14 protein-coding genes are annotated in these 13,220 nt (G+C 70.0%); 3 read left to right on the top strand and 11 right to left on the bottom strand.

Going from position 1 to position 13,220, the window contains the following annotated elements:
• Window positions 1-6: 6 nt before the first annotated feature.
• Together KZC50_RS09915 and KZC50_RS09910 are read right to left on the bottom strand one after the other, a co-directional pair.
• Window positions 7-705, bottom strand: a complete 699-nt coding sequence (locus KZC50_RS09915) for a CYTH domain-containing protein (protein ID WP_310891588.1) — start codon at window positions 703-705, stop codon at window positions 7-9.
• Window positions 702-923 carry a response regulator gene (locus KZC50_RS09910; protein ID WP_301132481.1) on the bottom strand — a complete coding sequence of 74 codons (222 nt, stop codon included), beginning with the start codon at window positions 921-923 and terminating at the stop codon, window positions 702-704. Before KZC50_RS09910 ends, KZC50_RS09915 begins: the two co-directional genes overlap by 4 nt.
• 67 nt (window positions 924-990) lie before the next feature.
• Here KZC50_RS09910 and KZC50_RS09905 point away from each other — a divergent pair, with 67 nt between their 5' ends.
• The gene (locus tag KZC50_RS09905) at window positions 991-1,722 is read left to right on the top strand and encodes a glutamine amidotransferase (protein ID WP_301132482.1); all 732 of its coding nucleotides are present in this window, start codon (window positions 991-993) and stop codon (window positions 1,720-1,722) included.
• A 45-nt stretch (window positions 1,723-1,767) separates the two neighbouring features.
• On the opposite strand, the gene KZC50_RS09900 is transcribed toward KZC50_RS09905, so the two are convergent.
• The 5 genes from KZC50_RS09900 to KZC50_RS09880 all read right to left on the bottom strand — a co-directional run bounded on the left by KZC50_RS09900 (window position 1,768) and on the right by KZC50_RS09880 (window position 7,774).
• A complete protein-coding gene (locus tag KZC50_RS09900) occupies window positions 1,768-4,269 on the bottom strand; it encodes a glycogen/starch/alpha-glucan phosphorylase (protein ID WP_310891587.1) in 2,502 nt (833 codons plus the stop codon).
• Window positions 4,270-4,382: 113 nt separating this feature from the next.
• Window positions 4,383-5,102: an NAD(P)H-hydrate epimerase gene (locus KZC50_RS09895; RefSeq protein ID WP_310891586.1), complete on the bottom strand. Its 720-nt coding sequence runs from the start codon at window positions 5,100-5,102 to the stop codon at window positions 4,383-4,385.
• Entirely contained in the window at window positions 5,095-6,150 is a 1,056-nt protein-coding gene (locus tag KZC50_RS09890; RefSeq protein WP_310891585.1) for a YihY/virulence factor BrkB family protein, read from the bottom strand. The genes KZC50_RS09895 and KZC50_RS09890 overlap by 8 nt, the downstream gene beginning before the upstream one ends.
• Window positions 6,151-6,222: 72 nt before the next feature.
• The gene (locus KZC50_RS09885; protein ID WP_310891584.1) at window positions 6,223-6,714 is read right to left on the bottom strand and encodes a prepilin peptidase; all 492 of its coding nucleotides are present in this window, start codon (window positions 6,712-6,714) and stop codon (window positions 6,223-6,225) included.
• A 67-nt stretch (window positions 6,715-6,781) separates the two neighbouring features.
• The gene (locus KZC50_RS09880; protein ID WP_301132487.1) at window positions 6,782-7,774 is read right to left on the bottom strand and encodes an aldo/keto reductase; all 993 of its coding nucleotides are present in this window, start codon (window positions 7,772-7,774) and stop codon (window positions 6,782-6,784) included.
• 174 nt (window positions 7,775-7,948) lie between these two features.
• On the opposite strand from KZC50_RS09880, the gene KZC50_RS09875 reads away from it, so the two are divergent.
• A complete protein-coding gene (locus tag KZC50_RS09875; RefSeq protein ID WP_310891583.1) occupies window positions 7,949-8,731 on the top strand; it encodes an SDR family oxidoreductase in 783 nt (260 codons plus the stop codon).
• A gap of 15 nt (window positions 8,732-8,746) precedes the next feature.
• On the opposite strand, the gene KZC50_RS09870 is transcribed toward KZC50_RS09875, so the two are convergent.
• Complete coding sequence (locus tag KZC50_RS09870) at window positions 8,747-9,700, bottom strand: L,D-transpeptidase (RefSeq protein WP_310891582.1); 954 nt, start codon at window positions 9,698-9,700, stop codon at window positions 8,747-8,749.
• A 49-nt stretch (window positions 9,701-9,749) separates the two neighbouring features.
• Window positions 9,750-10,271, bottom strand: coding sequence for a cupin domain-containing protein (locus tag KZC50_RS09865; RefSeq protein ID WP_310891581.1), 522 nt, complete (start codon window positions 10,269-10,271; stop codon window positions 9,750-9,752).
• Between the two features lie 117 nt (window positions 10,272-10,388).
• Here KZC50_RS09865 and KZC50_RS09860 point away from each other — a divergent pair, with 117 nt between their 5' ends.
• Window positions 10,389-10,889 (top strand): glutathione peroxidase, encoded by a 501-nt coding sequence (locus KZC50_RS09860; RefSeq protein WP_301132491.1) that lies wholly within the window; start codon window positions 10,389-10,391, stop codon window positions 10,887-10,889.
• 109 nt (window positions 10,890-10,998) lie between these two features.
• Here the strand turns inward: KZC50_RS09860 and KZC50_RS09855 are convergent, their stop codons facing one another.
• Window positions 10,999-11,817, bottom strand: a complete 819-nt coding sequence (locus KZC50_RS09855) for an AAA family ATPase (protein ID WP_147794725.1) — start codon at window positions 11,815-11,817, stop codon at window positions 10,999-11,001.
• Complete coding sequence (locus KZC50_RS09850) at window positions 11,814-13,217, bottom strand: TnsB C-terminal domain-containing protein (protein WP_310891580.1); 1,404 nt, start codon at window positions 13,215-13,217, stop codon at window positions 11,814-11,816. The genes KZC50_RS09855 and KZC50_RS09850 overlap by 4 nt, the downstream gene beginning before the upstream one ends.
• Window positions 13,218-13,220: the final 3 nt, after the last annotated feature.

Raw genomic sequence — 13,220 nt, 5'->3', positions numbered from 1 at the left:
CCGGCGTCAGTAGCCGAGGGCGCGGGCGAGCTTTGATGCGGAGGCGGCTTCCCGGCCGCCCGCGGAGGTGACCGCCTCAACGACGGCGGCGAAGAACGCCGCGCGCTCGTGATCGTCCGCCGGGGCCGAGGGACCGAGCTCGACCTCCCATTCGCGCCAGCTGCGCTCGGCGCCGGTGCGTGCGTCCAGCGCCGCGACGTGGTCGTCGACGACCTCCGCCACCGTGTCGCCCGCGGCATCCGTCAGAGCGTACGCCGTGCGCGTGTTGCGCAGGCGGGCGATGGGACCCACGGTTCCGGTGACGATCTCCGCGACCGCCGCCCGGACCTCGTCCGGGATCGCCGGGACGAGGCCGATGCCCTCCGCCTCTGCTGGGGTCGCCGAATCCTCGTCTCCCAGCGGCCAGCCGATCTCCACGCGAGCGCCCCGCACGCGCGGGCCCTTGATGTGCCACCCGGCGTCGGGTCCGCCCAGGCGACGCCGCAGAGCGTAGCCGCGCTGGGCGAGGGCGAAGTCGAGCGTGTCGAAATAGAGCGCGTCGAGGTCGCGGAGCTCCGGATCGCCGACCGTCGCCACGCCGGGCAGCGCGGTCCAGTCCGGAAGGGAGACAGTGTCATCGACATCGAACTTGAGCTCGATCTCCACCGTCCGCGACGGCTCCCCGTCGGCGGACGACGACGCCGCCGGATCGGTCGCTGCGCTCACACCGAATCGCCCGCGGGATCAATGACGTCCGCGGCCTCGACGAACCAGAAGTTGATCTCGGTCGGTCCGTCGCTGTCCCCGGTGTGCTCCGGCTCACCCTTGCGTTCGTAGACGACCTGGGTCTCGCTGTAGGGGACGATGAGGCGCTCGAGGTCGTCCTCCTCCAGAGGGAGAAGCTGTCCGTCGAGGGGTCCTTGATGCAGTCGTGCGATAGCCATGCCGCGAGCATAGTCCGCCCCCACCGGCGGGATGAGGCACTTGCGCGCGGCCGACTATCGTGGTCACGTGAAGCCCTTCGTCCTCCTGTCCACGCGTGCCGAGGACGTACCCGCCGATGAGGAGTATGCGCTGTTCCTGCGCTACACCGGCCTCGAGGAACGGGACCTCCTCCGGGTGCGGCTGGAATCCCGCCCGATGCCCGTGTTCGACCTCGATTCGCTTTCAGGCATCTTCGTCGGCGGCGGCCCCTTCAACGCGTCCGATCCCGCGGAGCGGAAGTCGAGCGTCCAGGTCCGCGTGGAGCGCGAGTTCGCGACGCTGCTCGACGACGTCGTCGCACGGGACATCCCGTTCCTGGGTGCGTGCTACGGCGTGGGCACGCTCGGTGCGCACCAGGGCGCGGTCATCGACCGCGTCCACTCCGAACCGATCAGCGTGGTCGACGTGACGCTCACGGACGACGGCCGGGCGGATCCGCTGGTGGCGGGCATGCCGGCGTCGTTCTCGGCCTTCGTCGGACACAAGGAGGCCATCTCGCGGCTTCCCCCGTCGGCGACGCTGCTGGCCTCGTCCTCGACCTGCCCGGTGCAGATGTTCCGCGTCGGCCGCAACGTCTACGCGACCCAGTTCCACCCGGAGCTGGACCTCGACGGGATCACGACCCGCATCCACGCCTACGCGGACTACGGGTACTTCGCGGCGGACGAGCTCGACCTCACCCTCGCCGCCGTCCGGCGCGCACCCGTCAGCGAGCCCTCACGGATGCTCCGTACCTTCGTCGAGCGTTACGCCCGCTGACGCCGACGGGACTCGGCGACAGCGGGCGTCACGCGGGGCCGACGCTCACAGCATGGGCGGAGTGTGCCAGATCCGGTCGATGTAGTCGCGGATGGAACGGTCCGACGAGAAGAAGCCGCACCGCGCGATGTTGAGGATCGCGGCCTTGGTCCAGGCATCCTGGTCGGCGTACGCGGCGTCGACGCGGTCCTGCGCCCGGATGTACGAGGCGTAGTCCGCGAGCACCATGAACCGGTCGTCGTACAGCAGGTTCGACACGATCGGTTCGAAGACCGTGCGATCGCCGTTCGAGAACGCCCCCGACGCGATCAGGTCGATCGCACGCCGGAGGTCCTCGTCCTGCTGGTAGAACTCCGCGGGCTTGTACCCGCGCGTCCACAGCTCCTCGACCTCGGGCTCGGTCATGCCGAAGAGGAAGAAGTTGTCGTCTCCCACGAGTTCGCGGATCTCGACGTTCGCTCCGTCATCCGTGCCGATGGTCAGCGCGCCGTTGAGGGCGAACTTCATGTTGCCGGTTCCCGAGGCCTCCTTGCCCGCGAGCGAGATCTGCTCGGAGAGGTCGGCGGCGGGGATGACGCGCTCGGCGAGGGTGACGTTGTAGTTCGGCGGGAAGAGGACCTGCAGGCGCCCCTGGACGCGGGGGTCGTTGTTGACGACCTCCCCCACGGCGTTGATGAGGTGGATGATGCGCTTGGCCATGGCATAGCCGGGCGCGGCCTTGGCGCCGAAGATGAAGGCGCGCCCCGGGACGTCCTCCGCCCTCACCCGGCCCGAGACGATCCGCTCGTAGGACGTGACGATGTGCAGCACCTTCAGCATCTGCCGCTTGTACTCGTGCAGGCGCTTGACCATGACGTCGAGCATGTGCCCGTCGCTGACCTCGAACCCGTCCCGCGCGCGCAGCACATCGCTCAGCACGCGCTTGTTCGCAGCCTTGACCTCGGCGAAGCGGGCACGGAACTCCGGGTCCTCCGCGAAGGACTCCAGCCCCCGCAGACGTTCCAGGTCGACGGTCCAGCCCGCACCGAGCGCGTCGGTGATGAGGCCGGCCAGGCCCGGATTCGCCAGGCGCAGGAACCGACGGGGCGTGACGCCGTTGGTGACGTTGGTGAACTTGCCCGGGTAGAACTCGTCGAAGTCCGGAAGGACCTTCTCACGCAGGAGCTGCGAGTGCAGCTCCGCGACGCCGTTGACCTTCGCCCCGGCCACGGTGGCGAGGTACGCCATCCGCACCGAGCGCTCGGGGAACTCCGCGATGATGGACATGTTCCGGATGCGCATCTCGTCGTCGCCGAAGCGCTCGCGCACCTCCTCGAGGAAGGCGTCGTTGATGCGGTAGATGATCTCCAGATGCCGTGGCAGCAGCCGACCGAGAAGCTCCACCGACCACACCTCGAGTGCTTCCGGCAGCAGCGTGTGGCACGTGTAGGCGAAGCACTGCTGCGTGATCTCCCACGCCGCATCCCACTCCATGTGCTCCTCGTCGACGAGGACGCGCATGAACTCCGGGACCGCGATGACGGGGTGGGTGTCGTTGAGCTGGAAGATGACCCGGTCGGGGAGCTTGGACAGATCGAAGCCCGGCGTGAGCATGTGGTCCAGGAAGTCGCGGATGGACGCGGCGACGAAGAAGTACTGCTGCTGCAGGCGCAGCTCCTTGCCCTGGGGAGTGGAATCCTCCGGGTAGAGCACTTTGGAGATGTTCTCGGCGTAGGTCTGCGCGCGAACGGCCTCCTCGTAGTCGCCGGAGTTGAAGATCCGCAGGTCGAAGGCGTCGGTGGCGACGGCCCGCCACAGACGGAGCGTGTTCACGCGTCCGTTGTGGTAGCCGGGCACCATGTAGTTGTACGGCACGGCCTGGACGTTCCAGCCCGGCACCCAGCGGCTGCGGGTGACGCCGCCGTCATCGTAGGTCTCGGTGTGTCCGCCGAACGAGATGGTCTGCGCGGACTCCGGGTGGGCGAATTCCCACGGCGACCCGAGCGTGAGCCACGCGTCGGGCTGTTCGACCTGCTGGCCGTCCACGAAGGTCTGGCGGAAGATGCCGTACTCGTATCGGATGCCGTATCCGATGCTCGGGACACTCATCGTCGCGAGCGAATCGATGAAGCAGGCGGCGAGGCGACCGAGTCCGCCGTTGCCGAGGCCCGGTTCGACCTCCAGCGCGCGCATGTCATCGATGTCGATGCCGCACGACGCGAGCGCCTCGGTCGCGATGTCGGTCAGGCGTGTGGCGAGGAGGTTGTTGTCGAGCTGACGACCGAGCAGGTACTCCGCCGAGAGGTAGCAGACGCCCTTCGCCTGCGCATCCTTCTGCCGCCGGATGTCTTCGAGCCATCGCGCGACCAGGAAGTCGCGCACGGTGGTGGCGAGCGCGATGTATCGGTCGTTCGGGCTCGCCGTGGAGAGGGTTACGCCCCGCTCGAGGTTGAGGTTCTCCAGGAACTGTTTGACGAAACCGTCGACCGTGCTGGGGGGCGTGGGAACGGGGGCGAGCGCGAGCGCGTGAGACGGCTTGCTCGAGACAGGCGAGATTTGATCGGGCACGACAAGAAAATAGCGGTGCGAGGGCCCGGACGCATACCGGTAGGGAAAGATCCAGCAGACCTTAATGAACTCGACACGTCGCGCGAAGGCTCCTCGCGCGCCGGAAAGACCCCTCAGCCGCTGACGACGGCGCTGATCTGCGCGGTTCCCACGCCGGCGTCGGGCAGGAGGTCCAGCCCCAAGTCGACCAGGATGACGCGCCCCGCGACCGGAGCACCGTCCTCGCCGACGAGCCCTGCCTTCATCCCGCCGAACGTGACGGTGACGGATGCCGGGAGCACGACGTCGTCGTGGGCTCCGGTGTCGGGATCCACACCGCTCGGCAGGTCGACCGCGATCACGCTCGTCCCGGCGCTCGCCACGAGCGGGCGGAGTACCCGGACGACTTCGCGCGAGGTTCCGCGCAGCGCCGCCGATGCTCCGATGCCGACGATCCCGTCGAGGATCAGCGTGTACTCCGATGCGGAATCCCGCGCCGCGGACATCTCCACCCGACGGGCCCCTGCGGCGAGCGCCGCAGCGAAGGCCGCCTCGTGGAAGCGGTCGCTGACGAGGAGGACGTCGACGTCGGCTCCCTCGGTCAGTTCGACGGCGGCGTACAGCGCGTCGCCTCCGTTGTCCCCGGGTCCGGCGAGGACGAGGACACGGGGACGTCGGACATGCGTGCCGCTCGGGATCTGCTCGGCGTCGGACGCGAGCTCTGCGTGAGCGACCGCCGCCAGCGCCGCCGCCGCCCGCCGCATGAGCGGCTCGCCCGCCTCGAGGAGCGGCTTCTCGGCATTTCGGATCGCGTCGGCGGGGAACACCGGCACGATCGGTCGCGTCTCAGCCACGGGTGTCGTCCTTCGCTGCGCCGACCACTGCGGCATCCTTCGCCCGGGCGAGGGTCGCTTCGCGCTCGGCGTCGGCCGCCGCCCGTGCCGCGTCGAGCTCTTCGGTCGCCACCCGGACGCCGTCCTCTGCCTTGCGCACACGTCGCAGGATGAACGTGGGTGCGCCGTGGCGCTCGCGCACCCGGTCGGCATCTTCAGCGACGCCGAGGATGATCCAGGAGGAGGCCAGGAGGATGACCTGCGCCGACAGGTTGAACCACAGCAGGAGCGCGATGAGGGCGGCGAAGGAGGCGAGGAGCGGGTTGGATCCGGCGCCTCCGACGAAGAGTCCGGACAGCTGTTGCAGGGCCACCAACCCCACGCCGCCGATGGCCGCTCCGCCGATGATCGTCCTCGGGCGCGCCTTCACCCCGGCGAGCGTCACGAAGGCGAGGGCGATCAGCCCGGCGTCCAGGAGGAACACGACCACGATCGAGAATCCGCGGGTCGCGAACTCGGCGATCGCGCCGTCGCCGATGCCGATCCATTCCCGCACGGTGCCGATGAAGGCGGTGCCGGCGAAGGTCGCCGCGGCGGAGAGCACGAAGCCCCCGCCGATCGCGACGGCCAGGGCGAGATTCCGCAGGATCACCCAGATGAAGAGCGTGTCCTCGGCGACGCGGTCGGCGAGCGCGCGCAGTGCCGCGCGGAGCGATCCGATCGCGCCGATCGCCGCGCCGACGAGACCGAGGAGCGACAGGATGCCGGCGACCGTCAGCCCCGCGGGGGCGGCGATGTCGTTCACGTCGATCAGCCCGCCCTCCCCCAGCAGACCGGGGATGGCGGAGTCGACGGCGCTGATGAGGGACTGCCAGGCGACCGGGTTGTCGCTCAACCACAGCGCCGCGAAGGAGAACCCGAGCAGAACGCCGGCGAACACGGAGAACAGCGCGCGGTACGTGATCGAGTCCGCGAGCATCGAACCGCGGCGTTCGGAATAGTGCAGGAACGTCCGCACGAGTCGGAGCGACAGCGCCCAGGCGGTCACTTTCACGATCAGGTCTGCCATGTGCGCCACGATACCGACGGTTGATCGCCCGTTCCGGGGCTCGACATGCCCGTGGATGTGTGCCAGAGGGTGTCAGAGCGGCGCAGTCCCCTGCAGCAGGGGCGGGAGGAGTCCGAGCCACGCGCCGAGGAGCATCCACGGGCCGAAGGGGATCGCGGTGTGACGATCGGCGCGGCGGAGAAGGAGGAGCGCGATCGCGTAGAGGCCACCCGCGACGAACGCCGATGCCGCGCCCACCAAGAGGCTCCCCCACCCGGCGAATCCGAGGAGGAGACCGAGGACGCCCGCGAGCTTGACATCGCCGCCGCCGAGCCCGCTGCCCCGGATGCCTCGGAGCACGGCGTAGGCGCCGAAGAGGACGAGTCCGCCGAGGACGGCGCGGAGGAACGCGTGCGCATCGCCGTCGGCGACCGCCACCACACCGAGCGCGACGATCGCGACCGGGTAGGCGGGGAGCACGATGCGGTTGGGAAGCCGGTGCGTGCGCACATCGATCACCGCGAGGACGGCACCCCACCCGAGGAAGGCGAGCAGGATGCCGCCGCGGAGGATCTCGATGAGCACGAGCAGAGGCTAACGTCCGCTCGACGTCTGCGCGGGCGACCTGTGGACAACCGCGTGCGCAGACAGGTCACCACAGGGGGTGGATGTCCGCGCGCAGCCTCTCGTCGTAGACGCGCCGGACGGCCGCATCGAAGGCGGCGAGGTCGAACCCGCCCTCGAGCAGGTCCGCGGCGGCGGCGTTGGAGCGCGCTTGCCGGACGTTCCGCGCGCCCGGGATGACGCTCGTGATCCCGTTCTGCGCCGCGATCCACGCGAGCGTTGCGGCGGGCAGGGTCACGCTCTCCGGCAGCACGGCCGCGAGCTCGGACGCGGCGTCGACTCCCGTGTCGTAGTCGACGCCGGAGAAGGTCTCTCCTCGATCGAAAGCCTCACCGTGGCGGTTGTAGCTGCGGTGGTCGTCGGAGGAGAAGGCCGTGTCGGAGGTGTACCGCCCCGACAGCAGACCCGATGCCAGGGGCACACGGGCGAACACCGCGACACCGGCGGTCGCCGCGGCCGGGAGGACCGCGTCGAGCGGCTTGAGTCGGAACGGATTGACGATGATCTGGACGTTCGTCACGCCGGGTCGGGAGATCGCGGCGAGCGCCTGCGCGACCGTCTCCACCGAGACCCCGTAGGCCGCGATCGCGCCGTCCGCGACCAGGGCGTCGAGGGCATCGAAGGTGCCGTCCGCCTCGATGACCGACGACGGAGGGCAGTGCAGCTGGACGAGGTCGAGCGTGTCCACCCCGAGATTGCGTCGCGAGCGCTCGGTCCACGCGCGGAAGTTGTCCGGGCTGTAGTTCTCCCTTTCCTGGGGCATCCGCCGCCCCATCTTCGTCGCGACCGTGATGTCGTGGCCAGGACGCTGTGCAAGGAATCGCCCGATGATCGATTCGCTGCGCCCGTCGCCGTAGACATCGGCCGTGTCGAACAGGGTCACGCCCTGCTCGACGGATGCCGCGAGCACCGCGGTGGCGTCCTCCTCGGTGACCGCTCCCCAGTCCGCGCCGAGCTGCCAGGTGCCGAGTCCGATCACCGAGACGTTCCGGCCGGTGTGTCCCAAGGGTCGCTGCTGCATGGATCCTCCTCGATAGTCCTCGCCCAGCATGTCACGCGCGACGTGCCCGACGGGTGAGGTCATATTCACGGCCCCGGCCCTGGCGGCATCCGTGGCGGCGGGAGCACACTCGACGTGTCGGCGCATCCCAGCTGCCTTCGGCATCGGCGCCGGAAGGGAATGGAGGACGGAAGCATGACACGCACGATCGTCATCACCGGTGCTGCGAGCGGAATCGGGCGGGCCACGGCGGAACTGCTCGCCGAGCGGGGGAACCGGATCATCGGCGTCGACCTGCGCGGAAGCGACATCGATGCGGATCTCACCACGCCGGAAGGGCGGAGAGCTCTCGTCGACGGCGTCCGAGACCTCTCCGGCGGCGCCGTCGACGGCGTCATCGCGAACGCGGGGCTCGCGTCGCCGACCGTCGCCACCGTGGCCGTCAACTACTTCGGCGCCGTCGCCACGCTCGAGGGGCTCCGACCGCTGCTGGCCGAGTCGCCCGCGCCGCGCGCCGTGGCCACGGCGTCCATGGCGTCGCTGTATCCACCGGACGACGCGCTCCTCGATCGACTGCTCGACGGCGACGAGGACGCGGCGCTCAGCCGGGCGCGTGAACTGGCGGCAGGCTCACCGGAGGAGGCGAACGCGATCTACGGGACCACGAAGCGTGCCCTCGCCCGCTGGATCCGGCGCCACGCACCGACCCCGGAGTGGGCAGGTGCAGGGATCCCGCTGAACGCGATCGCCCCGGGGGTCGTGTCGACGGCGATGACCGAGCAGTTCACGAGCACGGAGCAGGCCCGGGAGGCGATCCTGCAGATGGTGCCGATGCCGCTCAACGGGATCTTCCCGCCGCGGGACGCCGCCTACCTCCTCGCGTGGCTGGTCAGCGAGGAGAATGCGCACCTGTGCGGGCAGGTGATCTTCATCGACGGCGGCTCGGACGCGGTCATGCGCGGCGATTCCACCTGGTGAGCAAGGGGCCGGCCGTCACGGCGTGATCAGGACCGGGGTGCCCTTCGGCAGCTCGGCGAGCGCAGCGATCGCGGCGGGATCCACCCGCACGCAGCCGTTGGAGATCGCCCCCGATCGCTCATCGTGGTAGTGGAACGCCGTGACCGCGGCATCCGCTCCGCCGAAGCCGTCGAGCGTCGGGGACTGCACCGACAGGTACACGATGGGGTGCCCGCGGGTATAGCCGAACTCGGGCACGACGCGCGTGGTCATGATGTACGACCGCCCGAGCGGGGTCGGCGTGGCCTCGGTGCCCCAGGCGAAGTCCGTCGCGATCGTCTGCCGCTCCTCGCCGCGCACGATGTCGATCGTGCGCGCGCCGATCGCGACCTCGACGTGCGCGTCGGAGGGGACGACGTCGACGTCGGCGGCTCGGACCCACCCGGCGACCTGCGCGGCGTTCCCCTGCGAGGGAACGGACTGTCGTCCGACGAGGAGCACCTTCAGCCAGTGCTCCTGCCGCTCGACGACCGGAACCGACGTCCCGTCGAAGGGGAGGGTCGCCGGGAGGAAGCCGATCGGCTCAGCCGTCGGATCGGCGAAGACGGGAGCGCCCGCCGCGCGGGGAGTCGCGATCGCTTCGCTCGGCACCGCGTACGGGTCGTCGTCGACGGGAAGCCCCGCGTTGACGGCGAAGACATCCACCTGCGCCAGCCCCGCGGGATCGTACGCAACGGTGTTCGCGGGGAATTCCGTGATCGTCGGGGTGGGAGTCGGGGTGGGTACGGGCGACGGGGTCGCCGCGGCTGTCGGCATCGGCGCCGATGTCGGTCCCGCGTCGGGCCCGGCAGTCAATCCCGACACGGCGAGCGCCGCACCCACCGCAACCGTCAGGGTCGCGATTCCACCGACGATCCACGGCCACCGGCGACGCGAGGACGCAGATGCCGCCCGGTCGGGGTCGGCGGCGGGGTCGGGCGCGTCCGTCATGCGTCCATGCTCACCCGGCTGCCAGTCCCCCGCAACCCGACGCCACGGCTCAGGGGTCGCAGCGGGCGAGGTCGGTCTCCGCGAGCGGCTCCCCCTCCGGGATGACGTAGGTGACCCACAGGACGACGGGCTCTTCGCCCTCGTTGACGCCTTCGTGGGGGTAGTACGCGCCCTCGATGATCGCCTCACCGGCGGCGTAGACGCGCACGCCGCCCGGATGCGTGTCGGCGTAGTGGGTCAGCGCACCCGCCTGGACCACCGCGATCAGCTGACCGTGGTGGCAGTGCACGCCTGTGCTCGCGCCGGGCGCGAGCGTGATCTCACGGAACGTGACGCCGACGCCTTCTCCCGCGTCGGGGACATCGACGACCACCCCTTCGTCGATCTCGCCGGCGGCCAGGTCCACGGCGGACACGGGTGCCGTGGACGCCGACACCGTCACAGCGGGGGCGGTACCCGCGGTGCTCCCCGGCGTCGGCGAGGTCGCCGCCGGGGCGGCACATCCCCCGACGGTCATAAGCAGCGCCACGAGCGGGGCGATGACCAGCATGCGCACAGACCGATTCCTCATGGGACATCCCCTCCCGGATGCCGCCAGCCTAGGGTCTGCGCGGCGCGCCCGTAAGAATCGGCTGAGAACCGGGCCGACATCGGGCCGCGCGACCTCCCGGCGCGGGATGATGCGGGGATGGACCTTCGTGACATCCCCATCACCACCATCCGCGGCGAAGAGACAACCTTCGGTGAGCTGACGGGCGGACGTGCGGCGCTCGTCGTCAACGTCGCTTCACGGTGCGGTCTCGCGCCGCAGTACGAGACCCTCGAAGCGCTGCAGAAGGAATACGGTCCGCGCGGCTTCACCGTCATCGGGTTCCCCAGCAACCAGTTCCTCCAGGAATTGGGCTCGGAGGAGAAGATCGAGGAGTACTGCTCCACGACGTGGGGAGTGACCTTCCCGATGTCGGAGAAGGTCAAGCTAAACGGCAAGAAGGCGCATCCTCTCTACCAGCAGCTGACCACCGTGCCGACCGACGACGGCAAGGCCGGCGGGATCAGCTGGAACTTCGAGAAGTTCGTCATCAGCCCCGACGGCGAGGTTTCGCGCTTCTCCCCTCGCACGAAGCCCGACGCCCCCGAGGTGATCGCCGCGATCGAGAAGGCACTGCCCGGCGAGGACGGGACCGCCTGACCACGACCCACCGTTCCAGGGCGCGCCTCGGCGCGCCCGGCGGCGATCGCACCCGATGTGTGACTTTCTCCGGTGAGTGGCGGCGGTCTTCAGCCGCTCAGGGGCACGGTTAGTTGACTCCGATGACGAGGGTGCTGGCGGCGGCTTCGACGACGTCGTTGGTGATGGTCTGCAGCTCGTTGATCTTCAGGACGCGTTCGATCTGGGGGAAGAGTCGCTCCAGGAGGCGGAAGTTGCCGCGGGTGATGCGGCTGATCGCGGCGATGGTCTGGGCGTCGGTGAAGTCGTCGGGGTTGAGGGTCTTGCCCAGGGAGCGCCAGTGGCGTTGGAGGACGAAGAGCATCTCGTCGGTGCTCAGGGGCCGGTACTGGTGGGCGAAGCCGACGCGGCTGTAGAACTGGGGGTAGTGGCTGAACTGCTTCTCCAGCCCGGGCATGCCGATGAGGATCAGGGCGATCTGGTCGCGGTCGTAGCGGTCCCGTAGGAGCTCGAGCGCGGTGGGGCTCAGGCGTTCGGACTCGTCGACGATGACGAGCTGGACGTAGTTGGTGGTGCGCCGGGTGCCCCACCGGTCCAAGGGGATGCGGTCGGGGGCTTCGACGTGCTGCTGGATGCAGATGCTGGTGCGCGTGATGATCCGGTCCAGGTCCTCGCGCAGCAGCCGCGGGGTGGTCAGGACCCCGGGGGTGTACAGGGCGGTGCGGTTCTTGGCCAGCGCGGCGTAGATCTTGGCGTCGTCATCGCAGCGCGGGCCCCAGTCGGTGAGCAGCTCGTGGGCTTGGTCCCAGTGGGCGTAGCGGCGTGCGGAGACGGTCTTGCCGACCCCGGCCGGCCCGAAGCACAGCCCGATGGTGCGCCCGCGCCGGACGGAGTCGGCGAACTCGGTGAAGCGGCGGTGCTCCTTGGTGACGATGAAGCGTTCGCTCACCTGAGGTCCTCCTTGTAGACCTTGAGCCGCGCCACGGTCGGCACGCGCGGCGGCACGGGCCTGGCAGGGGCGTCGGGGGTGTGGGCGGCGACGACGGCGATCCGCTCGTTGATGCCTCGGCGCAGGGCGCGGCGACGGGCGTTGCGGGCGGCCTGGACGTCCTTGAGGCTGATCTGCTTGGCGTGGTGTTCCTGATCGACGGCGGTGCACAGGAACTGGTCGTGGTCGAAGACGCGGATCTCGGTGATGTCTCTGGGGTCGTAGCGGATGACCACGGGGCGGCCGACGAAGCCGGCGAGGGTCGGTGAGACGTAGCGCATGCCTTGGAAGTGGATGCCGTCGCGGCGCACCGTCCTGGATCGGGCCACGGTCAGCAGCAGCCCGTCCAGCGCCTGGAGGCTGTCGGGAAGGCGTGGCAGCCAGCCGTCGGCGATCCACGCCGACCGCGGCGAGACGCCGAGCTCGCCGTGGGCGCGGTCGTTGTAGTCCAGGACGAACGCCCCGACGGCGGCGTCGAGGTCAGCCAAGGACAGGGCTGGCGCGGGCCAGCGCTCCGCGCCGCTGTGGAGGTGTCCGGGCAGGGTGGTGAGCAGCTCGGTGTTGACCGTGCCGAAGAAGCGCTCGACCTTGCCTCGCCCTTGGGGTCGCGCGACGGCGGAGTGGATCAGGCGGATGTGCAGGTCGACGGCGGTGCGGGCCAGGTGGTCGCTGGTGAAGTCCGACCCGTGGTCGACGTACAACAGGTCGGGGATGCCGCACATCGGCCACCGGGGGTCGGCCTTGGGCCAGATCGCCTGCCGTAGCGCCAGGGCGGTGTGCATCGTTGACGGCGCACCGAAGAAGACCGTGTAGCCGCAGATCGCGCGGGAGCAGTCGTCCATCACGACGGTCAGCCACGGCCGGGCCGGCTTGCCGTCCGTGCCGACGAGCACGATGTCCAGCAAGGTGTGGTCGGCCTGCCACATCGCGTTGGGGCGGTCGGCCGTCCGCCGCAACGCGAGCTCGTACTTGTCCCGGTAGGAGCCTGGTCCCTCGAGGGCGAGGGTGACCATGCCGGGGTCCAGGGCGGTGATGATCGACCGGACGACGCCGTAGGACGGGACCGGCCACGCGGTGCCGGCGCAGACCTTCACCACCGTCCGGTGGATCGCGGCGATCGGTGGGCGGGGCCGGGTCAGCCCGAGCCCTTCGATTAGCGCGATGAGGTCCGACGGCAGGTGATGCCCGCCCGCGTCCGCCCGCGGCACTCGGCCCAGGGCCGACAGGCCGCCGGCGCGGTAGCGGGCATGCCAGCGTTCCAGCGTGCGCACTCCCAGGCCGTGGTGACGGGCCAGCGCGGCGAGCGGGACCTGGTCCTCGACATGCAGCCGCAGGATCCGCCACCGCCCGTCCGCGTCCACGGC

The organism is Microbacterium aurantiacum (assembly GCF_031625015.1).
Taxonomy (GTDB): domain Bacteria; phylum Actinomycetota; class Actinomycetes; order Actinomycetales; family Microbacteriaceae; genus Microbacterium; species Microbacterium aurantiacum.
The sequence above is the reverse complement of the archived record's forward strand: the minus strand, read 5'-3'. Positions and strand labels throughout refer to the sequence as shown.

Excerpts from the sequence above, each read along its gene's own strand:
- KZC50_RS09860 (WP_301132491.1), top strand. The coding sequence starts at position 10,389 with ATGGACCTTCGTGACATCCCCATCACCACCATCCGCGGCGAAGAGACA.
- KZC50_RS09870 (WP_310891582.1), bottom strand. The coding sequence starts at position 9,700 with ATGACGGACGCGCCCGACCCCGCCGCCGACCCCGACCGGGCGGCATCT.
- KZC50_RS09875 (WP_310891583.1), top strand. The coding sequence starts at position 7,949 with ATGACACGCACGATCGTCATCACCGGTGCTGCGAGCGGAATCGGGCGG.
- KZC50_RS09890 (WP_310891585.1), bottom strand. The coding sequence starts at position 6,150 with ATGGCAGACCTGATCGTGAAAGTGACCGCCTGGGCGCTGTCGCTCCGA.
- KZC50_RS09880 (WP_301132487.1), bottom strand. The coding sequence starts at position 7,774 with ATGCAGCAGCGACCCTTGGGACACACCGGCCGGAACGTCTCGGTGATC.
- KZC50_RS09910 (WP_301132481.1), bottom strand. The coding sequence starts at position 923 with ATGGCTATCGCACGACTGCATCAAGGACCCCTCGACGGACAGCTTCTC.
- KZC50_RS09865 (WP_310891581.1), bottom strand. The coding sequence starts at position 10,271 with ATGAGGAATCGGTCTGTGCGCATGCTGGTCATCGCCCCGCTCGTGGCG.